This window comes from Anaeromusa acidaminophila DSM 3853, from assembly GCF_000374545.1.
In the GTDB taxonomy this organism is placed as follows: Bacteria; Bacillota; Negativicutes; order Anaeromusales; family Anaeromusaceae; genus Anaeromusa; species Anaeromusa acidaminophila.
This window is the reverse complement of record NZ_KB894587.1, coordinates 79,622-104,331: the sequence shown is the minus strand read 5'-3', so window position 1 is coordinate 104,331 and position 24,710 is coordinate 79,622. Positions and strand designations below refer to the sequence as shown.

Annotated in this window: 21 protein-coding genes and 1 other annotated feature; of the genes, 17 read left to right on the top strand and 4 right to left on the bottom strand. The window is 50.2% G+C overall.

Features of this window, described 5'->3' with window-relative positions:
• The first annotated feature begins 217 nt into the window (after positions 1–217).
• The 14 genes from C508_RS0105865 to C508_RS0105795 all read left to right on the top strand — a co-directional run bounded on the left by C508_RS0105865 (position 218) and on the right by C508_RS0105795 (position 16,661).
• Positions 218–4,552, top strand: a complete 4,335-nt coding sequence (locus tag C508_RS0105865) for a 2-hydroxyacyl-CoA dehydratase (protein ID WP_018702615.1) — start codon at positions 218–220, stop codon at positions 4,550–4,552.
• Positions 4,553–4,605: 53 nt separating this feature from the next.
• The gene (locus C508_RS19375) at positions 4,606–5,076 is read left to right on the top strand and encodes a hypothetical protein (protein WP_018702614.1); all 471 of its coding nucleotides are present in this window, start codon (positions 4,606–4,608) and stop codon (positions 5,074–5,076) included.
• A gap of 152 nt (positions 5,077–5,228) precedes the next feature.
• Entirely contained in the window at positions 5,229–6,524 is a 1,296-nt protein-coding gene (locus C508_RS0105855; protein ID WP_018702613.1) for a GDSL-type esterase/lipase family protein, read from the top strand.
• 163 nt (positions 6,525–6,687) lie between these two features.
• Complete coding sequence (locus C508_RS0105850; protein ID WP_018702612.1) at positions 6,688–7,656, top strand: beta-ketoacyl-ACP synthase III; 969 nt, start codon at positions 6,688–6,690, stop codon at positions 7,654–7,656.
• Between the two features lie 145 nt (positions 7,657–7,801).
• On the top strand, positions 7,802–8,179 hold the full coding sequence (locus C508_RS0105845; protein ID WP_018702611.1) for a VOC family protein: 378 nt from the start codon (positions 7,802–7,804) through the stop codon (positions 8,177–8,179).
• Positions 8,180–8,278: 99 nt separating this feature from the next.
• Entirely contained in the window at positions 8,279–9,064 is a 786-nt protein-coding gene (locus C508_RS0105835) for a histidinol phosphate phosphatase (RefSeq protein ID WP_018702609.1), read from the top strand.
• 13 nt (positions 9,065–9,077) lie between these two features.
• Complete coding sequence (locus C508_RS0105830) at positions 9,078–10,226, top strand: iron-containing alcohol dehydrogenase (RefSeq protein WP_018702608.1); 1,149 nt, start codon at positions 9,078–9,080, stop codon at positions 10,224–10,226.
• A gap of 5 nt (positions 10,227–10,231) precedes the next feature.
• Positions 10,232–10,990: a YdcF family protein gene (locus C508_RS0105825; protein WP_026319388.1), complete on the top strand. Its 759-nt coding sequence runs from the start codon at positions 10,232–10,234 to the stop codon at positions 10,988–10,990.
• A 158-nt stretch (positions 10,991–11,148) separates the two neighbouring features.
• Complete coding sequence (locus C508_RS0105820; RefSeq protein WP_018702606.1) at positions 11,149–11,544, top strand: GtrA family protein; 396 nt, start codon at positions 11,149–11,151, stop codon at positions 11,542–11,544.
• Positions 11,544–12,254, top strand: coding sequence for a polyprenol monophosphomannose synthase (locus tag C508_RS0105815; protein ID WP_018702605.1), 711 nt, complete (start codon positions 11,544–11,546; stop codon positions 12,252–12,254). The genes C508_RS0105820 and C508_RS0105815 overlap by 1 nt, the downstream gene beginning before the upstream one ends.
• Entirely contained in the window at positions 12,254–13,639 is a 1,386-nt protein-coding gene (locus C508_RS19370; protein ID WP_018702604.1) for an ArnT family glycosyltransferase, read from the top strand. Before C508_RS0105815 ends, C508_RS19370 begins: the two co-directional genes overlap by 1 nt.
• A gap of 77 nt (positions 13,640–13,716) precedes the next feature.
• A complete protein-coding gene (locus tag C508_RS0105805; protein ID WP_018702603.1) occupies positions 13,717–14,181 on the top strand; it encodes an SRPBCC family protein in 465 nt (154 codons plus the stop codon).
• Positions 14,182–14,198: 17 nt separating this feature from the next.
• Positions 14,199–16,202 (top strand): transketolase, encoded by a 2,004-nt coding sequence (gene tkt / locus C508_RS0105800; RefSeq protein WP_018702602.1) that lies wholly within the window; start codon positions 14,199–14,201, stop codon positions 16,200–16,202.
• Positions 16,203–16,376: 174 nt separating this feature from the next.
• A complete protein-coding gene (locus C508_RS0105795) occupies positions 16,377–16,661 on the top strand; it encodes a zinc-ribbon domain containing protein (protein WP_018702601.1) in 285 nt (94 codons plus the stop codon).
• Positions 16,662–16,710: 49 nt separating this feature from the next.
• Here C508_RS0105795 and C508_RS0105790 read toward each other — a convergent pair whose 3' ends face one another.
• Together C508_RS0105790 and C508_RS0105785 are read right to left on the bottom strand one after the other, a co-directional pair.
• The gene (locus C508_RS0105790; protein WP_018702600.1) at positions 16,711–17,883 is read right to left on the bottom strand and encodes an aminotransferase class I/II-fold pyridoxal phosphate-dependent enzyme; all 1,173 of its coding nucleotides are present in this window, start codon (positions 17,881–17,883) and stop codon (positions 16,711–16,713) included.
• Positions 17,880–18,368, bottom strand: a complete 489-nt coding sequence (locus C508_RS0105785; protein ID WP_018702599.1) for an Lrp/AsnC family transcriptional regulator — start codon at positions 18,366–18,368, stop codon at positions 17,880–17,882. The genes C508_RS0105790 and C508_RS0105785 overlap by 4 nt, the downstream gene beginning before the upstream one ends.
• Before the next feature lie 54 nt (positions 18,369–18,422).
• Positions 18,423–18,648, bottom strand: a binding site (T-box leader).
• A gap of 343 nt (positions 18,649–18,991) precedes the next feature.
• Here C508_RS0105785 and C508_RS0105780 point away from each other — a divergent pair.
• Both C508_RS0105780 and C508_RS0105775 read left to right on the top strand, forming a co-directional pair.
• Complete coding sequence (locus C508_RS0105780; protein WP_018702598.1) at positions 18,992–20,425, top strand: ammonium transporter; 1,434 nt, start codon at positions 18,992–18,994, stop codon at positions 20,423–20,425.
• A 48-nt stretch (positions 20,426–20,473) separates the two neighbouring features.
• Positions 20,474–20,836, top strand: coding sequence for a P-II family nitrogen regulator (locus tag C508_RS0105775; RefSeq protein WP_018702597.1), 363 nt, complete (start codon positions 20,474–20,476; stop codon positions 20,834–20,836).
• A 364-nt stretch (positions 20,837–21,200) separates the two neighbouring features.
• Here the strand turns inward: C508_RS0105775 and phrB are convergent, their stop codons facing one another.
• Positions 21,201–22,547 carry a deoxyribodipyrimidine photo-lyase gene (gene phrB / locus C508_RS0105770; RefSeq protein WP_018702596.1) on the bottom strand — a complete coding sequence of 449 codons (1,347 nt, stop codon included), beginning with the start codon at positions 22,545–22,547 and terminating at the stop codon, positions 21,201–21,203.
• 21 nt (positions 22,548–22,568) lie between these two features.
• Complete coding sequence (locus tag C508_RS0105765; protein ID WP_018702595.1) at positions 22,569–23,666, bottom strand: HD-GYP domain-containing protein; 1,098 nt, start codon at positions 23,664–23,666, stop codon at positions 22,569–22,571.
• Between the two features lie 167 nt (positions 23,667–23,833).
• Here C508_RS0105765 and speD point away from each other — a divergent pair, with 167 nt between their 5' ends.
• The gene (gene speD, locus C508_RS0105760) at positions 23,834–24,610 is read left to right on the top strand and encodes an adenosylmethionine decarboxylase (RefSeq protein WP_018702594.1); all 777 of its coding nucleotides are present in this window, start codon (positions 23,834–23,836) and stop codon (positions 24,608–24,610) included.
• The last annotated feature ends 100 nt before the right edge of the window (positions 24,611–24,710 follow it).

The window sequence follows — 24,710 nt, the reverse complement described above, 5'->3', positions numbered from 1 at the left end:
TCTTGCTTACACTTTATGGTGAATCTCTTTGCAGATAGAAGTTCTTGGTAAATATATAGTCATCAAAGGGAGTAAATAAGCAGAAAGAATTATTTTTTGCTTGTTTTTGCACATATAAGCAGGAATTTGACTGTTTTTGCGGAAACTTAGTCTACGGATTTTCAGGCAGATCGTGCTTGCCTGAGAGGAAGCTAGAGACATGCGTGGAGGTGGAGGAATGGTTTTGCGTAAGCATTATCAGGCAGGGCTTGATGTAGGGTCAACAACAGTTAAAATTGTCATTACCGATGAGAATGATCGTCTTGTATATAGCCGCTACCGACGCCATCTCTCAGATGTGCGTACAACTGTAATTTCATTAGTGGATGAAGCATATGCAGAGTTCCCGGAGGCGGAAATAACCATTGCTGTTGCTGGCTCTGGCGGTATTGCTGTGGCGGAATGGCTGCAAATACCTTTTGTTCAGGAAGTGGTAGCCTGTACGGAAAGCATTGGACGGTATATTCCGCAAACGGATGTAGCTATTGAGCTGGGCGGCGAAGATGCAAAGATTACTTTCTTTGATCAAGGCGTAGATCAGCGGATGAATGAAACCTGCGCTGGCGGCACAGGCGCTTTTATTGATCAAATGGCGGCTCTTTTGCAAACCGATGCGGCAGGGCTGAACGAACTGGCTTTGCAACATAGCACCTTGTATCCTATCGCCGCTCGGTGCGGCGTTTTCGCCAAAACCGACGTGCAGCCGCTGCTTAACGAAGGCGCGGCGAAAACCGACATTGCCGCATCCATTTTGCAAGCGGTTGTCGATCAGACGGTGGGCGGGTTGGCTTGCGGACGCAGTATTTGCGGGCGAGTGGCTTTTTTAGGAGGACCTCTATTCTTCTTGTCGGCGCTGCGACAGCGTTTTTCGGAATCCTTGAAGCTGAAGGAAGACGAAGTCATTTTTCCGGAGAATTCGCAGTATTTTGTGGCGTTGGGAGCGGCGCTGCTGTCCAAGGAGCATGAACTATGCCGCTTTGCGGAGGTGCGAGAAAAAGCGCTGGCTTTGCGTAATGTAGCGGTGGAACGGGAAATTGCTTCTTTGGCGCCTTTGTTTGCAGAGGAGGAAGATAAGGCTGAGTTTTTTCGTCGTCACGGTCGCTCGAAAGTGGCTCGGCGGGAACTGGCGTCTTTTGCAGGCGACTGCTTTTTAGGCATTGACGTAGGCTCGACAACGACGAAGGCGGCGTTGCTTGACGAAGGCGGACAGCTTTTGTTTTCTTGGTACGGCAGCAATGAAGGAAATCCTTTGGCTACAGTAGTTTCGATTTTGCAGGAGCTTTATCGGAAGCTGCCTAAAGAGGCTAAAATTCGCCAAAGCGCGGTGACTGGCTATGGCGAAGCTTTGATTCAGGCGGCCTTGGGCGTGGATATCGGCGAAGTGGAAACGGTGGCGCATTATAAAGCGGCTAATTTTTTCTTGCCTGGGGTATCTTTCATTTTAGATATCGGCGGCCAAGACATGAAGTGCCTTCATGTAAAAGAAGGTATTATTGATCGAGTTTTGCTGAATGAAGCCTGCTCTTCCGGGTGCGGCTCCTTTTTGGAGACCTTTGCTAACTCGTTGGGCCTTGATGTGAAAACCTTTGCAGCTGCGGCGCTAACATCCGTTCATCCGGTTGATCTGGGATCGCGTTGCACGGTGTTCATGAACTCCAAAGTGAAGCAAGCGCAAAAGGAAGGCGCTGCGGTTGGCGATATTTCCGCCGGATTAGCTTACTCGGTTGTGCGCAATGCGTTGTATAAGGTTATAAAAATCAGCAGACCCGAAGAATTGGGTGAACATATTGTCGTGCAAGGCGGCACGTTCTTTAACGACGCCGTGCTGCGCGCTTTTGAACTTTCTATTGGTCGCGAGGTAATCCGGCCGGATATTGCCGGTTTGATGGGCGCTTTTGGCGCGGCGCTTTTGGCGCTGGAGCAATGGGACGGCAAGGCGGAGACTGGCTTATTGTCCTTGCCGGAGCTGCTGCGTTTTGCGGTGGAGACGGATATCCATCGATGCGGCCAGTGCGGTAATAATTGTCTGCTGACAATCAATCGTTTTACCGACGGGCGTCGCTTCATTTCCGGCAATCGCTGCGAAAGAGGCGCGGGACAGGCGAAAGCCAATGCAGAGCTTCCTAATTTATATGCCTATAAGTATCGCCGGCTTTTTGGCTCCTATCGTCCTTTGGCGGCGGAAGCGGCGCCAAGGGGGCGTGTGGGTATTCCCAGGGTGTTGAATCTGTATGAAAACTATCCCTTTTGGTTCACTTTCTTCAATGAACTTGGCTTTCGGGTCGAGCTTTCAGCGCCATCGTCTAAAGAATTATTTAATCGCGGCTTAGAGACCATCCCGTCTCAGACGGTTTGCTATCCGGCGAAACTAGTGCATGGACATATTATGGACTTGACGCATAAGGGAGTGCCCTTCATCTTTTATCCTTGTATTCCTATGGAGAGTAAGGAGTTTACAGATGCGGACAATCATTATAACTGTCCTGTAGTGGGAAGCTATCCGGAAGTTGTGCGCAATAACATGGATGTGCTGGAAGCAGAAGGCGTGCGATTGGTGCAGCCCTTTTTGCCGTTGGATGATCCGAAGCGCTTAGCGAAACGGTTGCAGGAGGAATTGGCTTTTTTGCACTTGCCTTATAGCGAGGTTAAAAAAGCGGTGCGTCGCGCTTATCTGGAAATGGATCGCTTTCGTTCCGATGTGCGGGAAATGGGCGAAAAGGCTCTGCAGTATTTGACGGAAACCGGGCGCACGGGTATTGTATTGGCCGGTCACCCCTATCATATTGATCCGGAAGTGCATCACGGTATTCCCGACTTGATTTTAGCTAACGGCTTGGCGGTGTTGACGGAGGATGCGGTTTCGCATCTGGCGGCAGCGCCGAAACCGCTGGGAGTCGTGGATCAGTGGGTGTATCATTCTCGTTTGTACCGAGCGGCGCAGTTAGTAGCGCAGCAGCCGGAATTGGAACTGGTGCAGTTGAACTCCTTCGGATGCGGCTTGGACGCCATTACGACGGATCAAGTTTCCGATATTCTCGTGCGGGCCGGGAAGGTGTATACGGTCCTGAAAATCGACGAGGGCAGCAACCTGGGCGCGGTGCGCATTCGAATCCGGTCCTTGCTGGCGGCGGTGCGTGAACGGGAACATCTTGGAGCGGCGTCGGCGGAAAAAACGCCGCTGGTTATTAAATCTCCTTTTACCAAAGCGATGAAAAAGACTCATACCATCTTGTGTCCGCAAATGTCTCCGATTCACTTTCAATTTATGCAAGCGGCCATGTCTTCATCCGGCTATCATTTAGAAGTATTGGAGTCGGCGGATAAGCAGGCTGTAGAAGAAGGCTTGCGCTATGTAAATAATGATGCTTGCTACCCGGCGGTAATGGTAGTAGGGCAGCTTATTCAAGCATTGCAATCCGGGCGGTATGATCCGGAGACCACGGCGCTTTTGATTTCTCAGACTGGCGGCGGCTGCAGGGCGACTAATTATATCGGATTTTTGCGGCGGGCTTTGCGGGAAGCTGGTTTTGCCAATACGCCGGTTATTTCCGCTAATTTTGGCGGCATGGAAAGCAATCCCGGCTTTAATGTATCAGCAGGCATGGTGAAGCGGCTGATTCTAGCCATGTTGTATGGTGATGTGCTGATGCGAGTGCTGTATCGCACACGGCCCTATGAGATGGTAGCCGGTTCTGCGGAGAAACTGTATGCGACATGGGTGGAACGGTGCAAGTTAAATGTGGCTAATGGCGACCGGGGGCAGTTTCGAGACAACGTGCGGCGTTTAGTGGCTGATTTTGAAAAGTTGCCTTTGCGACAGGAAGAAAAACCTAAAGTAGGCCTTGTTGGCGAAATTCTTGTCAAATTTCATCCAGACGCCAATAATGACGTTGTCGGCATTATTGAGCGCGAAGGCGGCGAGGCGGTTGTGCCGGACTTAACTGATTTTATTTTGTACTGTCTATACGATGATGAATATCGTTACCAGTATTTGTCGGGGAGCCGCATTGACCAACTTGTCAGCAAAGGCTATATTAAGTTAATCAACTGGTTTCGCAAAGACGTGATTCAAGCTCTGGCTCAAAGTTCGCGTTTTCGCCATATTGAGTCTATTGATGAATTAGCGCAGAAGGTCAAGGGGATTGTTTCTTTAGGGAATCAAACCGGTGAAGGCTGGCTCTTGACCGCGGAAATGGTGGAATTGATTGAGGGCGGCGCGCCTAATATTATCTGCATGCAGCCGTTCGCCTGTCTGCCCAATCACATTACAGGCAAAGGCGTAATGAAAGAGCTGAAGCGCCGTTATGCGAAGGCCAATATAGCGGCTGTTGACTATGATCCTGGCGCCAGCGAAGTGAATCAATTAAACCGGATTAAGCTGATGATGTCCGTTGCGTTTAAGCAATTGCGAGATGAACAGCGCCGTCGGCAGCGACCGGGGCGGGAAGAACAGCAAGTGGCAGCTAGTCTGGTGGATGTTGTCGGTGCAGAAGTACAGCCGCAAGCGGATTAACGAGAGACTTTTTTGGCGTAGGAAAGAAGTAGCAGGGAAAGAAGGAATAGACGGTGAAATTAAATTTTAGCAAGAAAGAATACGCGACTTTATTGGAAATGCTGTACATGGCGGACTGGGTGCTTCATGCCCATGCCGAAGAAAAAGGCGAGTCTACAGAAGAGTATCGTTTGCTTATGCAAAAAGTATTGGAGTCTGCTAAGGATTTTAACCTGGAAGAAGCAGTGGGGCGTGACGACCGAACTGGAGAGTATTACCTTACTCGACGTTGGGGCGAAGAAGGCCGGCCTATGCAAGAAATTGAGCGTTTTGAAAACTATACCTTCTGGGCGGAATTGGTGCATCGGTTAGGACGCAGAGATTTTATACGCCTTTATGGTGAGGAACGTATTAAGCAAATGAATTTGGAGGAGCGCTACCAAACAGAATCGGAAATGCAGGTGCGCTATGATGAGGAGTTTGCCCAACATGGGTTAGATCGCCTGGAGATCATGGAGACTCCTAAGAGTGGCAACGAGCAATAACTGGCTGCAAGGAAGCAGCTCGGCGCATGTGCTGAGCTGCTTCCTTGTCGTTAGGAAAGGTGCAAAATGAGACTATCTATGATACAATTTACTACAATGAAGATGCAATTTTGCAGTGCAAAATACATCGATTAGGAGAGGAGGCGGCTGGCATGTACCGCATAAGTAAAATAATTTTATGCTGCTTGCTGTTTTTGTTGGCGTCGGCTTCTCTGTTTGGCGAGCCTGCATTGCCGAGACCGCAGAGCTTGGCGTCGGAAGAAAGACGAGAGGCGGTGGCGCAGCCATTGCTTCGCTGGACGCCCATTGCAGATGCGATACAATATGAATTGGAGATTTGGACTCGCTCACCGGAAGAGGCTCCCGAGGGATATGGACCGCTTATAAAGACCAAACAGGTTTTTCAAGCGGCGTATCAAGCTGATTTTTCCTTGTGGGAGGAAGAACAAACATTATATTGGCGAGTGAGGGCGCTGGATTTGGATGGACAGCCGATCAGCCGCTTTTCTCAGAGTGAAGTGCTGCAGGTAAATCCTAAAAATAAAGGACCCCTGCGTCCTGTCTTGAATGCGGATTTCAATGCTGGCGGTATGGCCTCTTTACTGTATCCGGTTTATACCTGGGTCATGATTCCGGGCGCTTCCGGGTATGAAGTGGAGCTTTTGGCGGCGGAGCCGGAAAATCCGCTAGGAACGGAAGCCTCGAAATATCGTATTTGGAGTCAACGGGTCGGCGCTGTTATTGATTGTTATGATGAGCTGCCGCGCAGCAAGCCAGGGGTGTATTACTGGCGGGTGCGCGGGTTGGATGCGCAAGGAGGCCCTGTAGGCGTATGGTCGGAAGCGGGCCGTTTTACCGTAGATCCTGCTAATGACGGATGGTATTCCGCTTCTTTTGGGGATAGTATTGTTCATGGCGGCGGCTCGGTTTCTTTTTCGCCGGCGGACAAAGAATATGATTTTCAAACGTATCTGCACTTTTCCCATGTAAACCTGGGGCGCAGCGGCGATACTACGGAAAGCATGCTGGCTCGGTTTGACGCGGATGTATTGCCTTACAATCCTAAATATCTTTTGATTTTAGGAGGGACCAACAGCTTGCGCGGCGGCGTGCCGGCAGAACAAGTTATCCAAGAACTAACGGAAATTGGCGAAAAATGCCGCGCTAATGGCATTCGGCCTATTTTTCTCACCTTGCCTTCCATAAATCCGGCGGCCATTGAGAGGGTATTTGACGAGCCGACGGCAGAAAACTGGCGCAGCGCGTTTACCAAAGTGAATCAGTTTATTCGTCGCCAGCCGTATTATATTGACTTGGAGCCTCATTTTATTGACTCCAAGGGCGTGATGCAAAACCGTCTAGCCATTGATGGGCTGCATCCTGGTTTGGAGGGCAAAGAGCTTATGGCGCAAATCATTGAGCGAAATTGGGTACGGGTTACGCGCTAAATACAATTACAACAGTGTAAGATGAGAAAAAGCTTTACAAAATGGCGGATGTGCCGGATAATAAATAAAGACCTGGTTCTAAAACCAGGTCTAAATAAGGCGTCTCCGGCAGAAGATCATTTGCCTGGATGCTTCATCGTGGTAGGAATAAAGGAGTGTAATCATGCAACGAGTGGTGATCCGGGGGACTGGGCATTACGTGCCGCAACGGCGCTTAACGAATGAAGACTTGACTCGTATGGTCGATACAACCGATGAGTGGATACTTTCGCGTACCGGCATTTCCGAACGGCGTATTGCCGCGCCAGAAGAGGCAACATCCGATTTGGCCTTGGCGGCAGCGAGGGCTGCGTTGGAAGACGCCGGTATGACGGCGCAGGATTTGGATTTGATTTTGGTCGCTACCGTAAGCGGCGATTATCCATTTCCGGCTGTGGCTTGCCTGTTGCATCATCAACTAGGTTGTTTGCCGCGCACAGCTGCGTTCGATGTGAGCGCAACGTGTGTGGGCTTTTTGACGGCGTTGCAGGTTGCCGAGCAATATATACGTTGTGGTACGCATAAAAACGTATTGGTAATTGGCGCAGAAGCGCTGTCTCGTTTTACAGATTATGAAGACCGCGGCACATGTATTTTATTTTCAGACGGCGCTGGCGCAGCTATTCTTTCGCGGGGCGAGGAAAAAGACGGCGCAGGGATTTTGCATACGCTATTGCGCGCTGATGGTCAATATGCCGACTTGCTCTACATTCCCGGCGGCGGCAGCCGCGAACCGGCCGGTAAAAACAAAATGGCCATGGATGGGAATAAAATTTTTAAATTGGCGGTCAATGCCATGACGCAGGCGGTTAAGGAAGCCTTAATCGCTACTAATCTGACCATTGACGACATCGACTGGGTGGTGCCTCATCAGGCCAATCAGCGTATCATTGATGCGGTTGCTAGACATTTGTCACTTCCGATGGACAAGGTTGTGTGCACGGTTCGAGAGTATGGCAATAACTCAGCAGCTACCATCCCCTTGGCCTTTGATCTGGCGATTAAGGAAGGGAAAATCCAACGAGGCCAAAAAGTGCTTTTAACGGCTTTTGGCGGCGGTTTGGTTTGGGGAGCGGCCATTTTAGAATATTGATTAGTGAAAGCAGGCGAGAGTATACAGCTCCGCCTGCTTTTTTATGGGTTTCTTTTTTGAATTGCATAAAACGACGGCTCTCCGGCTGGGATTATGATAAAATAATAGGAGAAGCAAAGGCAAGCGATATTGACGAGGTGAAACTATGTATAAATTGGCTCATGTCGGTCTTGTAGTGAAAAATGCAGAAGTATCTAAAGAATTTTATCAGAGAGCGCTTCAGTGTAAAGTGGAAAATACATATCAAGACGAACGGATCAAATTAGTCTTTCTCAACGTGGGAGGGCAAATTATAGAATTGGTGCAGCGCTTGCAGCAAGAAGCGGAGGAACGCAGGGATGGCGTTGTGGATCACTTAGCATTTTGGGTGTCCGATGTGGCTGCAGAAATGGAGCGTTTGCGTTCGCTTGGCATTATGCCGTTAACGGAGCAGCCAGCTTCGTTAGGGAAAAGTTTGCAAAACTTTTTCTTCTTAGGACCGGATGGAGAACGCGTTGAATTTATGCAGGGATCGATTTTTTAGGCGGTTGGCTGTTGCAGATGTTATTAGAAAAAAAGAGGCGCGCTGTTTCGATGCGCTCCTATTGCAAAAGAGAAATTGGTGAAAAAGAAGGAGGGGCCTATGGTTTTTGACAGTCATTGTCATACTGTGTTTTCTACAGATTCTCGCATGACCTTGGAAGAGGCAATGGAGGCTGCTGCGGCAAAGGAAATCGGTCTGATTATTACAGAGCATATGGACTATGATTATCCCCAGCCGGAAGCGTTTCTTTTTGAGCCGCAAGAGTATTTGGAGGCGTATGCGCCCTATCGCAGCGAGAAGCTGCTGCTGGGTGTAGAGATCGGCATGCGCGCCGAGTGCAAGGCGGCCAATCAGGCGCTGCTTGCGAATTATGCATTTGATCAAGTTATCGGTTCCATTCATGTTGTAGAGGGCATGGATATTTATGATGCGGCTTTTTATAAAGGACGCAGCAAACGGGATGTCTACTGTCGCTATTTTGAGGCTATGCTGCAGTGCGTGGAAGAATATGATTTTATTGACGCTCTGGGGCATATCGACTACATTGCCCGTTATGCGCGGTATGAGGACCCGGAAGTGTATTACGGCGAATATATGGAGCTGATTGATGCGATTTTGTTGGTTGTTGCCGGACGGGAAACGGCGTTGGAAATCAACACAAGGCGTTTGGAGTCGCCGGTGCGGTTGCGGCAGCTATTGCCTATTTATGAACGCTTTGCCGCTTTAGGCGGCCGCTTTGTGACGATTGGGTCTGATGCGCATAAGCCGGAAGATGTGGGTCGTTGGCTGCGCAAGGGGCTGGCGATAGCGGAATTTGCCGGTTTGCAGCCTGTGTATTATCGGGAAAGACAACGTTATGGATATGATGACAAGGTGTTAGGTTAAGGAGGGAGAAACGATGCAACAAATCATTTTAGGCGGCGACAGCTTATGGCTGGGGCGCGGCGCAGTGAAGGAATTAGGGACGCTGCAGGCGAAGAGGGCGTTTATTGTGACCGGCGGCTCTTCCATGAAACGTTATGGCTTTTTAGAGCAGGCGGAAGTGGCCTTGCGTTCGTCTGGGTGCGAGGTTTATTTGCACGAAGGCGTTCCGGCCAATCCGGATACGGAGGCCGTCTTGGCCGGCGTGCGAGCGATGCGTGAGTTTCAACCCGACTTGGTTCTGGCAATGGGAGGCGGGTCTCCCATTGACGCGGCTAAGGTGATGACGTTGTTTTATGAGTATCCGGAACTTACTTTTGCAGCAGCTAAAGAAGGCCGGTTGCCTCAGAAAAGGCAACGGACTCGACTGGTAGTAGCGCCGTCTACCTCTGGCACAGGGAGCGAAGTTACTTGGGCGGCGGTAGTGACGTTCCGGGAAGACGAAATCAAAATTGGTTTAAAGAGCAATGCGTTTATTCCGGATATTGCTATTTTGGACCCGGAATTGACGCTGACTATGCCGGCGGCAGTGGCGGCGGAGACCGGCATGGATGCAGTGACGCACGCTGTGGAAAGCTATTTAAATAAAAAACGCAATCCCTTCAGCGATTGCTTGGCGAAAGAGGCGGTTGCCGGGTTGCTGCGGCACTTGGGAGCTTCTTGCGGCGGCGACGAAGAAGCGCGAGAAGAAGTTCACTATTTGCAATGTATGGCTGGTTTGGCTTTTCACAATACCGGCTTGGGTCTGTCTCACGGCATTGCGCACGCCATTGGAGGGCGTTACGGCCTGGGGCACGGTCTGATTAACGCCATTGCGCTGCCGTATGTTTTGCACTATAATCGCCGGGATGACTGGGCCAAAGCTCGTGAAGAAGAGCTGGCCAAGACGGCGCAAGTGCCGGATTTGGCGGAGGCGTTGCTGAAATTGCGCCGTACGGTTGCCATTCCGCACTCCTTTGCGGAGGTGTTGTCGCTTAGAGAATGGCAGGATGGCTTAGAAGGGGTTACGGCGAAGGCATTACTGGGTTCGACGCAGGTGAACCCGGCTGAAATTAACGCAGAGGAGATGCGTAAACTTTTGAATATGATCTATGACGGGCGTCTTGACGACGTAGCGTTTATTTGATTACGATGTTATATTTGTTGAAAATAATATATGCAACCTTTCTACTGCCTCCAGGTTGCTTTTTAGTCTGCTTTACAGGGCTGGGATGGTGGCTCTGGCGTAAAAAAGAACGAATGGCGGCAGGGGTGCTGCTGGTAGTTGCCTTTTTGCTGTATGCGGCTTCAACCCCTGCCTTGTCGGAGTCTCTGGTGCGATCGTTGGAGGAACGCTATGAACCTACAGTGGAGATGGCGCAAGGCGATGTATTGGTAGTGCTCGGAGGCGGAGCTACGCTGGATACCCCTAATGTTCTAGGCGAGGGACATCTGGCCGGTCACGCGGCTAACCGCCTTCTGACTGCCTATCAACTGTATCGATTGGAACCGCGGCCAATTATATTCTCCGGCGGACAGGTGTTTGCCGGCACTGGTTGTGAAGCGGCGGTGGCTAAACACATCTTGAAAAGCTTAGGCGTACCGGAAAAAGATATTTTGGTAGAAGATCAAAGTCGTAATACAACGGAAAACGCCTTGTTTGTGCAGAAGCTGCTGCAAGCCAAAGGGTTCCGGCAGCCAGTTTTGGTTACTTCTGCATTTCATATGGATCGGTCGGTAAAGCAGTTTGCCAAAATTGGCGTTCAGACCCATCCATATCCAGCAGGATACATGGTCAATCGGCATGCGATTTTGGAACCGCGCAAGCTGGTTCCCAGCGCCGATGCTCTAGCGGATACCAGTCTTGCTTTGAAAGAGTATATTGCTTTATTGGCGGTCCGTTGGTATTGAAATCATAATATGGGCCTGGCGGGAAGCCAGGCGTGTTCTTTTTTGTAGGCTATAAACGTTGTTTATAGCAGAAATAGGAAGTTTCTGTCTTTTTGTTGAAGTGAGCGAGAAGAATAAGGTATAATGCAGGAAGTATTGAAAGGAACGGAGAGAGGCTTTTGTTTGCTAAGTTATGCAAATTTTGTCTGGTAGGCGCTTCCGGCGTGATCGTGAATTTGTTAGTTTATACGGTGTGCCTATGGGGGGGCTTTTTTTACGTAGCGGCTGCAGTGTGCGCTTTTTTAGTGGCTGTAAGCAATAATTTTTGGTGGAACTTTTCCTGGACCTTTCAAGGGGTGGCTGCGAATAAGAGTATGCAACGAAAATACCTGGAGTTCTTTGGCGTTAGCCTAGGTGGGTTGGGGCTGAACTTATTGGTGCTGCATTATCTCGTTAGCGCCTGGAGTATGGATAAGACGCTGGCGCAGCTTGTAGCTGTTGCTGTAGTCAGCTTTTTTAATTTTTTCCTTAATTATACTTTGACTTTCCGAGAAAAGAAGGAGCTGCCAATATAGTGAACGACCTGATTATTATACCGACGTACAATGAAAAAGAGAATTTAGGACCGTTGCTGGAAGCGATCTATGGCATTCGGACGGATATCCACGTGCTCGTAGTCGATGACAACTCTCCGGATGGAACAGGGCAACTCGTGGCGGATTGGGCGGAGACACCGCAATATGAGGGACGGTTATTTTTGTTGCGCCGCGCAGGCAAGCTCGGCTTGGGAACCGCCTATATCGCCGGGTTTCGCTGGGCTTTAGCCCGTTCGTATCGGCGTATTCTGGAAATGGATGCTGATTTTTCGCATAATCCTCGCTATTTGCCTGATTTGCTGGCGGCAGCGGAAGAAGCGGACCTAGTGCTGGGAAGCCGCTATGTACCTGGCGGCGGGGTGAAAAATTGGGGTTTTTGGCGACGCTTTTTGAGCCGAGGCGGTAGTTTATACGCGAGGGTTCTTTTAGGCTTGCCTTATCAGGATTTGACTGGCGGATTCAAATGCTTTCGGCGCGAGGTTTTGGAAACGCTTGATTTGGGAGCAGTGCGTTCTAACGGTTACTCTTTTCAAATTGAACTAACTTACCGGGCGCACTGCAAGGGTTTCAAAATAAAAGAAGTGCCTATTATTTTTGAAGACCGGGAAGTAGGAAAATCTAAAATGTCTAAGAACATCTTTTTGGAAGCCGTGCTGATGGTATGGAAACTGAGGATGGAGGGCCTTTGATGCGCTGGGAAAATGGGCTGATTCTGGCGGTTGCCTTGGCGAACATTGCCTATAATGCAACATTGCCTTTGCATTATGACGAAGCTTATTATTGGGTCTGGACACAACGTCTGGACTTTTCCTATTTTGACCATCCGCCGATGATTGCCTGGCTGCTTTGGATTGTGGGGCGTCTAGGGCAGACGGAGGCGATATTGCGTTTGGTTCCGGCGGCCTGCCTTTCTGGAGCGGTATGGCTGACTTGGAGACTGACGGAGAACTTGTGGGGGCGTGCTGTAGCAAGGTATGCACTGCCTCTTTTACTGGGACTGCCTATTTTGCAAATCGGTTACTTGCTGGCGACTCCAGATGCGCCGTTGGCCTTGTTTTGGGCGGCGGCTCTTTATAGTGCGCAGCGGGCGTTGCAGGAAGAAGGTTCTGCTTGGTGGCTGGCGGCCGGCGCTGCGGGAGGAGCGGCGATGCTTTCCAAGTACACGGCGGTCCTGCTTTTGCCTGTGTTGCTCTTAACTGTCTTGCTTTACCAGCCGCGGACGCTGCGGCGTCCGGTGTTCTGGGGGGCGCTAGTTGTAGCGGTGTTTGTTTTTTCGCCGGTGCTGTATTGGAACTCGTTGCATGACTGGGCTTCCTTTCGGTTTCAGTACGGTCATGGCATGGATGCTCCCAAGGTGCTGCAATTGCCGCTTTTTTTTGATTTTTGGGGTGCTCAGGCGGCGATTGTTAATCCTTTGTTTTTCTTCGCCTTATTCTATTTCAGCTGGCGTTATCTTAAAGTGAATTTACAGAAATGGCAGAGTGCACTGCTGTGGCTTTCTTGTTGGATTCCGCTTGGTTTCTTTGGTTATGCGGCATTATTTAAAAAAGCGGAAGCCAATTGGCCTGTGCCGGCTTATTTGGGCGGCATGGCGCTTTTAGCGTACTGGCTACAAAAAAAACAAGCGCGAAAATGGCTGGCTGCGGGTCTGGGGCTGTCACTATTGCTTGTTGGTTTGGCTAAATTTCCTGAAGCTGCGCCATGGCTGCCGCCTAAAGCCAATTTGAAGGCGCAGCAATTTATAGGAAATGATGTATTCGTCCAAGGGCGGCCTTGGCTGCAGGAGGATGTGCGCTGGGTGCTCAGCGATTCTTATCAGAACGCCTCACTCGCATGGTATTATTTGCCTGGAAAACCAGCTGTTCATGTAGTGACGCCAGCACGCATTTCTATGTATGACTATTGGCGGCAGGATTTGCCGCCCTTGGCAGGCGGGACGGCCCTTTATTTCGGCGCGGAAAAAGACGAAATGATTTTAAAACAGCAATTTCGCGAGGTAGAAATTGTGGCTCATTTAAGCGAGGGGAATCGGCAAGTTACTGTATTTCGATGTCGAGGCAAAGAGGAGTTTTAAAGGCATAGAACGAAAAAGGATGGAGAAGTCCATCCTTCTTGCATTTGAAGTATTTAGAAGAAAGAGGAAGTGGCGATATGCAGAAGCAGCAATGCCTATGCGGAGAATATGAAGAAAAATTTGCGGTGCCGGCAGAGTTTTTGTGGCCGTTTTTGAAGGATCCGCATTATTGGCGCAGCTGGCAGCCAGATTTGCAGGAAGTGCGCGTAGCCGTGCCGTTACAAGAAGGGGCTGCCGGAAAATGGCGGCGTACATCCGCCTGGGGGCGTTCTTTTTACGTGGATAAATTGGAACCAGAGCGCAAAATTGCGCTGCGATTTTCTTATTTGTGGTGGACTATTTTTGCGATCAGCGTAATAGAACCTGCTGGCGAAGGCTGCGTAGTGCGGTTTTCCTTAGAGGTGCAGGGCTTACTGTCCGAGGCGGCCGCAGCTTGGTTTGGCAGAAAGATGGCCTTACAAATGGGCGGTTTTTTACAACCATTGCGTCAACTGAGTGAAATGGCGCAAAAGGGAGAGTTTGTTTTTCATATTCCAGGATAAAAGGGGGCATACGACGGATGAAACGAGACATTCATCAATTGGGGATCAATACCTTGCGAATGTTGGCGGCGGATGCAGTGGAAGAAGCGAAATCTGGCCATCCTGGAATGCCGATGGGCGCGGCAGCGATGGCGTATGTTCTTTGGACGAAATTTTTGCGCCATAATCCGCTCAACCCTGCTTGGCCGGGGCGGGATCGCTTTGTATTATCTGCAGGGCATGGGTCTATGCTTTTATATGGACTCTTGCATTTGACCGGGTATCAGGTGTCCTTAGAAGATATTAAGAAGTTTCGGCAGTGGGGGGCGCTGACACCCGGACATCCGGAGTGGGGACATACGCCGGGGGTGGAAACGACGACAGGACCGTTGGGACAAGGCTTTGGCAATGCTGTAGGCATGGCGATGGCGGCAAAATTTATGGATGCCCATTTTCCAGGTAAGGAAGAGCCCTTGTTTGACAACAAAGTCTATGTGCTTGCAGGCGACGGCGATATGATGGAAGGCGTTAGCCATGAAGCGGCTTCACTGGCAGGGCATTTAGGTTTGGATAACTTAATTTGTCTCTATGACGATAATGAAATCTCGATTGAGGGAAGTACCAGTATTGCGTTTACGGAGCAAGTGGGGGCTCGCTTTACCGCTTACGGTTGGCTGGTAGTTCAGGTGCAGGACGGCAATGATCTGGATGAGCTGGAAAAGGCGCTGGATAAGGCGCAGCAAAGTTCTGGACAACCCGTATTGATTGTAGTCAAAACACAAATCGGCTATGGCAGTCCGGGAAAAGTGAATACGGCCGCGGCGCATGGAGAGCCGTTGGGATCGGCGGAGTTGGCGCGTACTAAAGAAGCGCTGGAGTGGCCGCAGGAACCGCGGTTTTTCGTGCCTGAGGCTGTGCGCCAGGAGATGGGTAAGTGTCTGGAACGAGGCGAAAAAGCGGAAAAAGAATGGCAGCAAAAATGGGATGCCTTTGCGAGTTGCCATCCGGAAGCGGCCTTGCAGTGCAGCCGCTGGCTAAAAGGGGAACTGCCGATACATTGGGATGCAGATGTCATTCCTTTTGCGCCGGATGATAAAGGACAGGCAACAAGGGCTTCGTCAGGAACCATTTTAAACTGGCTGGCGGCGGCAGTTCCTAACCTGCTGGGAGGCAGTGCCGATTTAGCGCCGTCCAATAAGACCTACTTATCTGGTTGCGGTGATTTTCAAAAGGGAAGTTACGACGGACGCAATCTTCATTTCGGTGTACGCGAGCATGCTATGGGTAGTATTTTGAACGGGTTAGCCCTATTTGGCGGCTTGCGTCCGTATGGAGCCACTTTTTTATCTTTTGCGGATTATATGCGTCCGGCGATGCGCTTGGCTGCTTTGATGAAATTACCTGTGGTCTATGTGTTTACGCATGACAGCATTGGCGTAGGCGAGGACGGACCGACGCACCAGCCTGTGGAGCATTTGGCTTCCTTGCGTTGTCTTCCTGGTTTAGCTGTGATTCGTCCTGCCGATGCAAACGAAACGGCGGCGGCTTGGCTATATGCTTTGCATCAACAAGGAGGTCCTGTGGCTCTGGTGCTCAGTCGACAGAATCTTCCCGTGCTTGAGGAGACCACGATTTGTCCAGAGGAAAGCGTGGCCAGAGGCGCCTATGTGCTGCATGAGGGGGCGGAGCGTCCGGATGTCGTTGTTATTGCTAGCGGTTCGGAAGTTTCACCGGCTTTGTGCGCCGCTAAGGCGCTCGAAAAAGAAGATGTTCGGGTGAGAGTCGTCAGTATGCCTTGTCAGGAATGGTTTGCTTTGCAGCCTGTTTCTTTTCAACAAAGCGTCTTGCCAGCGGGAGTGCCGCGCGTGGTCTTTGAGGCGGCGTCCTCTTTCGGGTGGGAACGATATGGCGGAGCGGATGCTGTGTATGTAACGGTGGATCGGTATGGCGCATCGGCGCCGGCGCAAGCCTTGTTTAAGCACTTTGGACTAACTGCGGAAAATTTGGTTGAGCAGATTCGAGAGGCGTTAGCGAGGAAATAGGCAGATTCGAGGGGCGAAAGTAGAGTGAAAAATAGCTTTACTTTTGTGTAGGTAAACGATACAATAAAGCCATGCTCTCGAGAATAGGTCTAATGAGGTCGGGTTTGTTCTTCTCAGACATTCCAGATGACCCAAAGCCGTTCCGGGCAAAAATGCTCTGAGGAGGATTCCTAAATGTACGAAGACAAAACCCTGACTTGCCGCGAGTGCGGCGCTGAATTCGTTTTTTCCGCATCGGAACAAGAGTTCTATGCTGAAAAAGGTTTTCAAAATGAACCTGGTCGTTGCCCTACCTGCCGCGCTGCTCGCAAACAGCGTACCGGCGGTTCCGACCGTCCCCAGCGTGAAATGCATGAAGCCATCTGTGCTGAGTGTGGCGTCACGACTCAAGTTCCTTTCCGTCCCAGTGGCGATCGTCCGGTTTACTGCCGCGACTGCTACTCCAAAAATCGCATGTAATAAAAACAACCCCGCCGTTCGGCGGGGTTTTTTTATTACATGCGATTTTTTACTTGCGCAAGGTGTTGACGAAGCGTTCGATGCGTTCCAGCGCTTCGGCGAGTTGGGTGCTGCCAGCGGCATAGGAACAGCGGACATGGCCTTCGCCGCTGGCGCCAAAGGCGTCTCCTGGCACAAGTGCAACTTTTTCCGCTTTGAGCAGCTGCTCGGCAAATTCCAGAGAGGTTAAGCCAGTTTCTTTAATGGAAGGGAAGATGTAAAAGGCGCCTTTGGGTTCGAAGCATTCCAAGCCCATGCGGCGAAACCCATTAACCATCAGGCGGCGGCGGTTGTTATACTCGGCTACCATTTGCTGCATTTGTTTGTCCCCGTGACGCAATGCCTCTAGGGCGGCTACTTGGGCGGTAATGGGTGCGCACAGCATAGTGTACTGGTGAATTTTATTCATGGCGCCGATAAGCTCGGCATGACCCAGGGCGTAACCAATGCGCCAGCCTGTCATGGCGTAGGCTTTAGAAAAACCGTTGAGCAACAGCGTGCGCTCCTGCATGCCAGGAAGAGAAGCGAAAGAGACATGCTCCCCTTCGTAAGTCAAATCACCGTAAATTTCATCGGAAATCACGATTAAATCATGCTTTTCGGCAAAAAGTGCCAGCTCCAATAAATCTTCACGGTTCATGATGGCCCCTGTGGGATTGTTAGGGAAACCCATCATCAAGACTTTGGTGCGCGGCGTCAAAAGGGCTTCCAGGTCGGAGGCGCGTACTTTGAATTCTTGAGCGGCGCTGGTTGCGACTGGAACGGGTTTGCCGCCGGCTAAATGAACACAGGCCTTATAGGATACATAGCAGGGCTCGGGAATCAGCACTTCGTCTCCCGGAGCTAAAAGCGCTCGCATTGCCAGATCTAAGGCTTCACTGACGCCGACAGTGACCAAAACCTGATCGCGGGGGTTGTAGGTGATGTCATGACGCCGCTGGATAAGCTGCGCAATTTCTTCGCGCAACTCTAATAGGCCGTAGTTAGAAGTGTAGCTAGTGTAGCCTCGCTTCAAACCGTACATGCAGCTTTCGCGAATATGCCAGGGCGTGACAAAGTCGGGTTCGCCGACGCCCAAGGAAATGACGCCCTTCATTTCAGCAACAATATCGAAGAAGCGACGAATGCCGGAAGCCGGCAGGGCTTGTACGGTGGGAGAAATTCGCTCTTGCCAGTTCTTCATGGCGTCACCGCCAAGCGGCGATCTTCTTCGTCATCTTCTAAAACGATGCCTGCTTCTTTGTATTTTTTCAGCATGAAATTAGTGGAGGTACCCATGACGCCCTCGATGGTGGACAGCTTAGTGGCGACGAAGTCGGCGACTTCTTTAAGAGTGCGGCCTTCGACGAAAACCATCAGGTCGAAACTGCCCGACATAAGGTACATGGCGCAGACTTCCGGATAGCGGTAAATGTTTTCTGCGATTCCATCAAACCCGACTTCGCGCTGAGGAGTCAGGCGCACTTCAATGCAGGCGGTAACGTTGTGTACGCCTGCTTTTTCCCAGTCAACAAAAGTATGGTATTTTAAAATCACCTTTTTTTCTTCCAGTTCTTGCAAATCGGCATCTACTTCTTCAGCACTGCAGCCAAGCATGGCTGCCAGTTGGGCGGAACTAAGGCGAGGATGACGTTCTACTAATTCCAGTAAAGCTTGTTTCGGATGCATATGTCGCACTTCCTTTCTTACATAAAAACCAAATAAAAAAACCGTTCCATCCTGAAAAAGGACGAAACGGTTCCGCGGTACCACCTTTATTAGCCGCCGGCATGGCGACTCTCTTGAACCCGATAACGCCGGGGCAGCGGGAAAACCTACTAGCCCTCTAAGGAGGCGTTGGGTGTTCCGGCTCAAGGATGGCTTTCACTGCATAGCGCCGCCGGCTTGCACCAATTGCCGGCTCTCTGTAAGGTCGTGTAGCAGCTACTATTCCTCTCATTGCCTTAACTCTATCGATTTGATTTGTATTCTATCATGTCTTTTGCAGGAAGGCAAGCTTGAGAAAATACATTTTCACAAAAGAGTGTTGCGAGAAATACATTTTTTGGTTGACACCGTTACAGAAAGTTGCTATACTAACGCCATACACCAAGAATATCGTCAGGCGATGAAGCCTTCTTCTTTCCTTGCTTAGGGAAGAAGAAGGCTTTTTGTTTGATGGCGGCCAACGACGGCGGCGGGGAATGAAGATTCCTTGTCGCCGTTTTTGTCTGTGTGGTGGTGTGGCGGAAATCCGCTGTAAAAGCAGACTATCGGGAGATGGTTTGCGCAGAGAAAAGGGGGAGAAGGGTATGAAAAAATGGTGGAAAACTCTAAGCTTGGCATTGCTAGGCAGCTTGCCCGCGTCTCTGGCGTTGGCGGCGGAAGAAGGCGCGGCAGCGGCCGCAGAGGTTGCGGAAGCGGTAAAATTGGATACAGGTGATACTGTTTTTGTCCTTTTAAGCGCTGCGTTGGTTATGTTGATGACACCGGCCTTGGCTTTATTTTATGGAGGCATGACGCGCAGCAAAAACGTACTCAATACAATTATGCTGAGCTTTTTCGTTTTAGCGCTTGTTTCGGTGCAATGGGTATTATTCGGTTATAGTCTTGCTTTCGGTCCTGATATCAATCATTTACTGGGAAGTCTTGAATGGGCAGGCTTAAGCGGCGTTGGTCAGGAAGCCAATGCTGATTATGCGGCGACTGTGCCGCACCTGGCGTTTATGATCTTCCAATGCATGTTTGCAGTGATTACGCCAGCGCTGATAACTGGCTCGATTGCGGAAAGAATGCGTTTTCCGGCGTTTGCCTTATTTGTTCTGTTTTGGACGACCGTGGTCTATGATCCTTTTGCGCACTGGGTATGGGGTGTTGGCGGCTGGTTGCGTGACTTGGGAGCGTTGGACTTTGCCGGCGGTACGGTTATCCATATTCTATCCGGCGTATCCGGTTTAGTTGCTTGTTTGGTTATGGGAAAACGTCGCGGCTATGGCGTTTCTCCGATGATGCCTCATCACTTGCCGATGACAGTTTTAGGAGCGGCTCTTTTGTGGTTCGGCTGGTTCGGTTTCAATGCGGGTAGCGCCTTAGGGGCGAGCGGTTTAGCAGCTAGCGCTTTTGTGGTGACCAATACGGCAGCGGCAGCAGGCTCGCTGGGGTGGCTTTTTGTAGAGTGGATGCATAATGGCAAACCGACCGTTTTGGGGATTGTCAGCGGTTGCATCGCTGGTTTGGTAGGGATTACTCCGGCGGCTGGCTTTGTTGAAATTGTACCGGCTGTGATTATTGGCTTAGGCGCAGGCATGCTGTGTTATTTTGCAGTCAGCGTTTGCAAGCGGCGGCTGGGGTATGACGATTCCTTGGATGCCTTTGGAGTGCATGGCGTTGGCGGTACCTGGGGCGCTTTGGCTACGGGCTTGTTTTGCACAAAAGAAGTAAACCCTGCTGGAGCTGACGGCTTCTTTTATGGCGGCGGACTGGAACAGTTCTGGATTCAGGCGGCCAGTGTAGGCATGGCCATCGTGTTTGCGGCAGTGATGACCTTTGTAATTCTGAAAGTAATTTCGATCTTCACGGAACTGCGTGTTTCTGAAGATGCAGAAGTGGTGGGCTTGGATATCAGCGAGCATGGTGAAAATGGCTATGTGAGCCAGGAGTTTGGTGCTGGCGTTCCTATGGGCGCTGGAGCCATGTCGTTCGAGCGGCTGGAACAGCCTGTTGCCACGAAAGCGCATTTCTCGTAAACTGATAGTAACGGAAGAGAAGTGCGACTTGAAGGAGGATTGAATGATATGGGCGATTTGATTAAAATCGAAGTGGTCACTCGTCCGGGTAAGCTGGAAGATCTAAAGGATGCTTTGGCGGAAATCGGCATAACCGGTATGACTGTGACCCAGGTATACGGCTGTGGCAGCCAAAAAGGGCATACGGAGGTGTATCGCGGGACCGAGTATGCAGTCAATTTGCTGCCCAAGGTTAAGGTTGAAACCGTAGTCAAAGAAAGCGAAATGAAAGCGGTTATGGATGTGATGCGCAATACGTTGCGGACAGGCAAACTAGGCGACGGCAAGATTTTCGTATATCCCATTCAAAACGCCATTCGGATTCGTACAGGTGAAGAAGGCGCCATGGCGGTAGGCGAGAAAAAAGAGTAAGTAAATGAAAAAAGAACTGCCTTTTGCGGGGTAATCCCGCAGAAGGCAGTTCTTTTTTGCCATCTTAAGTGCCCGGAGTACATGCATCAAACGGCAGCAGCCTTATATTTGAGACAAGATTTGCGCGCGCCTCGAAAGCGCAGTCTAAGTCGGCAGTTTCTTAACTCGCTGCGCTCAAACAGGCGAAACTGTAATCCGCCTTAGTCTGCGTTTTCGTCCTGCAGACCGTCTTGCTCCAATAAAAGTCTCAAATACAATGGCCGCCGCCGTCGTAGGCCTCACTCTACTCCTGTTAAAAAACTCGTACTCCGTAACCTCCTGCGTACCCTCCATTTCTCCGGTTCTCTTGTTCAATTCTGTTTCTCTATTTTTGGTTGTCCGGCGAATGGGCGGCGATATACTTGGCTACGTCGAATTTCTTTTTGGCGCCGCCCAAAGTCATCGAACGAACTTTGCCGAAAACAGGACGGCTAGGCCACGGACGGTCATGGACGCCGCCGATGCTCCAAGCAATTCCGGCATAGCCGTTAGGATCGCGTCCGTCTAAGGAATAACGATCGTTGAGTAGAATGGCTGCATCGAGGGCTTCTTGGGGGTGGGACGACCATTCTAATATTTTTTTCGCCCAATACATGCGCAGATAGCCATGCATTTTGCCGGTTTGCGTCAGTTCGTTCTGGGCGGCGTTCCAAAGAGAATCGGCAGTAGTTCCATTCTCTAGTTGGGAAAATGGATACGCTGCCGGTCTGGGATCGCTGAGATGGTCTGCCAAAGTTGCTTGCGCCCAGGAGGGGAAGGCTGTTGTTTGATCGTAGTCTGGCGTATAGAAGCAATAGTTGTCAGCCAGTTCGCGCCGCACGATGAGTTCCTCCAGAAAAGCGTCGCTGTCCGGATCTCCTGTAGGGAACAATCGGCGTATTTCCCAAGCGACGCGCTGCGGGGAAAGCTGGCCAAAATGAAAATAAGGAGAAAGCTGCGATTGACCAGGAAGAGTCGGATCATTTCGCCTCCAGGCATAGCCGGAAAGAGCATGGTGGAGAAAATGATCTAGCTGCTGCAAGGCGGCTTTGCTGCCCGGTTTTAGCCAGGCTATTGGCGCAGGGCCGCGATTCTGCTTGCCGATGGCTTGCCATTTTCCCCAAGGCGTGCGCGGCGTAAGCGGAAACCCTTGGGCTGAGACGCTTACCGGGGCGGTTAAAAATCGAGGCAAAAGACGGCCGAGCTTGGGTCGCAGCGTGTAGGCGGCGTATTCGCGCTTGCCTGAGGCCAGCCAAAGAGGCACGATGTTGTGACCGTCTACCTCCGCTACAGAAAGCTGCGTTTGCGCTAAGACCTCTTTTAGCCAGAGCCGCTTTAGGTGAAGGGGATCTAAGTCGCAAACTAAAAAAGCCGCCTTTTGTTGCTTCAAAAAAGGCGGCAACGCTTTAGGGGCGGCATCCGGCAGTAATTGAAAAGGAATACCTAAGGCTGCTAGCTCTTGTTCGGTTTCCATCAGACCTTGGAGCAGGAAATCATAGTGGCGCCAGGAAGCTGCCAAGAAAGAAGAACTTAAGCAAAAAACAACGACTAAAGCACGCTGCAGCGATGAAGCAAGCGCAGCGGCATGTACTAACGCAGCGTTATCATGACAGCGCTGCTCTCGGCTCATCCAATAAACAACAGGACCTGAATCGGGCAAGGTACTGCGCAATAGGCGTATTCTTTCTTGCATGGAGCTAGCCTCCTTGGATGCTTAGGCTTGGCAAAGGGGGAGAGCGGAAATTTCTTTGGGCGTAAGCAACCGAATGATTTTGGCGGTCAAATTTTCCGTTAAGTCTAATGTCACATGTTCACTTACAGGCAGACCTGTTTCGTCGGAAACCAATTGAAGCAACGGCCGACAGGGAAGCTTGGAGGGGACGTCCAGTACAATGCCGAAAGCCCCTGTGTTCAGGCATACGAAGGAGCCGATAGGATAAGTAGCTAAATGGGCGAAAAACTCTGTTAAGGCTTGAGGCGAAAAATGGCTGCCAGACAAGGCCTGCAGCAGGTCATAGGCTTGGTCGGGAGCCATGCCTAAGCGATAAGGGCGGTCGCTTGTGACTGCGTCATAAACATCGGCAATGCTGGTGACCTGGGCGAAAGGATGAATGCTGTCGCCGCTCAAACCGCGCGGATAACCGGTGCCGTCGTTTTTTTCGTGGTGCTGCAAGGCGACATGGGCGGATAAAAGCGGAATTTTTTCGCCATGTCGCAAAATATCAAAACCAAGTTCAGTGTGCTGGCGCATAATATCCATTTCGGCAGTGGTGAGGCCGCCGGGTTTTACTAAAATTTCTAAAGGAATATGCATTTTTCCTACGTCGTGAAGCAGCGCGCCCAAGGTTGCGACACGCAGATCTTTTTCCTTATATCCCATGTGCAATAGGGTAAGGGCGGATAAGATAGCGACATTGACACTGTGGGCGAAGGTATAATCGTCATGCACGCGGATATCGGTAAGGTGGACAAGTACGTTGCCATTCGCCATGATTTCTTCTACTAACTGGTCGGCGGCGGCGATGACGGCGTAGGCGGAAAAAACCTGCCGCTCCTGCAGAGTGGCAAAACATTCCTTTACCGCTTGCATAGCGATATAGCGGGTTTCGTCGCGGACCAGCTCAGGAACTTTAATATCTTTTAAATAGGGATTTTGCACGTAAATGGCTGCAACTCCCAGTTCTTTCATACGTTCAATATAAGCGGTTGTCAATACCGTATCCTGTGCCAGCAGCAGGCGGCCATCGGTGCCCAAAATAGAGCGGGCTGTCAACATGCCGGCTTTAAGGTCGGTAATCGGAAGCTTTTGCATATCGGTCTCCTCTTTCAGTATAACGAGTCAATAACAGTACTATTCGTCATGCGGGGCAGAGGCTCCTTCAGAAAATGACGGCATGATATTGAGTATTTCTTCAGATCTCGTTACAATGAAAGAGAATTAATGCTTAACCGGTTATGACTGGGAGAGGAAGAGCGCAAATGGAGATTAAAAGTCTGAAGAAGCTTAAATTATACGGTTTTAATAATTTAACCAAAACATTGAGCTTTAATGTATATGATATTTGTTATGCTAAGACGCCGCAGCATATGCGGGACTATATTGCCTATATTGATGAAGAGTACAGCGCCGAACGGCTGACAAGCATTTTGGAAGAAGTAGCTCGCATGATTGGCGCCAACGTCTTAAATGTGGCTAAGCAGGATTATGATCCGCAAGGAGCCAGCGTAACCATGCTGATTGCGGAAGAACATATGGAAATACAACCGGAGACGGTACTGGCGCATTTGGATAAAAGCCACATTACCGTGCATACGTATCCGGAAAGTCATCCGGACAAAGGGATTAGTACTTTTCGCGCTGATATTGATGTATCGACTTGCGGCCATATTTCACCGCTAAAGGCGCTGAATTTTTTGCTGCGCAGTTTTTGTTCGGATATTGCCATCATGGATTACCGAGTGCGCGGCTTTACAAGAGATATTAAAGGGAAAAAATATTTTATTGATCATAAAATTAATTCCATTCAAAACTACATCGATCCGGAAATTCGCAATCTATATCAGATGATTGATGTGAATGTTTATCAGGAAAACATTTTTCACACGAAAATGCTGTTGAAGGACTTTGATTTAGATACGTACCTGTTCGGTACGGATAAAAATGAATTGCTGCCAGGGGAAAAGAAAAAAATCAAACAACGTGTAAAAAAAGAAATGGCGGAAATTTTTTCTGGACGGAGAATACCGAAAGTTTAACGCTATTTTTACGAAAAAGCACGGAATAAAGCGAACGTATCTCTCTTGCAAGGCCTGAACATTCATGATAAACTGGCGGTGCAACAAGGGTGAAGTTGGC

Excerpts from the sequence above, each read along its gene's own strand:
- C508_RS0105865 (WP_018702615.1), top strand. The coding sequence starts at position 218 with ATGGTTTTGCGTAAGCATTATCAGGCAGGGCTTGATGTAGGGTCAACA.
- C508_RS0105855 (WP_018702613.1), top strand. The coding sequence starts at position 5,229 with ATGTACCGCATAAGTAAAATAATTTTATGCTGCTTGCTGTTTTTGTTG.
- C508_RS0105850 (WP_018702612.1), top strand. The coding sequence starts at position 6,688 with ATGCAACGAGTGGTGATCCGGGGGACTGGGCATTACGTGCCGCAACGG.
- C508_RS0105845 (WP_018702611.1), top strand. The coding sequence starts at position 7,802 with ATGTATAAATTGGCTCATGTCGGTCTTGTAGTGAAAAATGCAGAAGTA.
- C508_RS0105835 (WP_018702609.1), top strand. The coding sequence starts at position 8,279 with ATGGTTTTTGACAGTCATTGTCATACTGTGTTTTCTACAGATTCTCGC.
- C508_RS0105830 (WP_018702608.1), top strand. The coding sequence starts at position 9,078 with ATGCAACAAATCATTTTAGGCGGCGACAGCTTATGGCTGGGGCGCGGC.
- C508_RS0105825 (WP_026319388.1), top strand. The coding sequence starts at position 10,232 with ATGTTATATTTGTTGAAAATAATATATGCAACCTTTCTACTGCCTCCA.
- C508_RS19370 (WP_018702604.1), top strand. The coding sequence starts at position 12,254 with ATGCGCTGGGAAAATGGGCTGATTCTGGCGGTTGCCTTGGCGAACATT.
- C508_RS0105805 (WP_018702603.1), top strand. The coding sequence starts at position 13,717 with ATGCAGAAGCAGCAATGCCTATGCGGAGAATATGAAGAAAAATTTGCG.
- tkt (WP_018702602.1), top strand. The coding sequence starts at position 14,199 with ATGAAACGAGACATTCATCAATTGGGGATCAATACCTTGCGAATGTTG.
- C508_RS0105795 (WP_018702601.1), top strand. The coding sequence starts at position 16,377 with ATGTACGAAGACAAAACCCTGACTTGCCGCGAGTGCGGCGCTGAATTC.
- C508_RS0105790 (WP_018702600.1), bottom strand. The coding sequence starts at position 17,883 with ATGAAGAACTGGCAAGAGCGAATTTCTCCCACCGTACAAGCCCTGCCG.
- C508_RS0105785 (WP_018702599.1), bottom strand. The coding sequence starts at position 18,368 with ATGCATCCGAAACAAGCTTTACTGGAATTAGTAGAACGTCATCCTCGC.
- C508_RS0105780 (WP_018702598.1), top strand. The coding sequence starts at position 18,992 with ATGAAAAAATGGTGGAAAACTCTAAGCTTGGCATTGCTAGGCAGCTTG.
- C508_RS0105775 (WP_018702597.1), top strand. The coding sequence starts at position 20,474 with ATGGGCGATTTGATTAAAATCGAAGTGGTCACTCGTCCGGGTAAGCTG.
- phrB (WP_018702596.1), bottom strand. The coding sequence starts at position 22,547 with ATGCAAGAAAGAATACGCCTATTGCGCAGTACCTTGCCCGATTCAGGT.
- C508_RS0105765 (WP_018702595.1), bottom strand. The coding sequence starts at position 23,666 with ATGCAAAAGCTTCCGATTACCGACCTTAAAGCCGGCATGTTGACAGCC.
- speD (WP_018702594.1), top strand. The coding sequence starts at position 23,834 with ATGGAGATTAAAAGTCTGAAGAAGCTTAAATTATACGGTTTTAATAAT.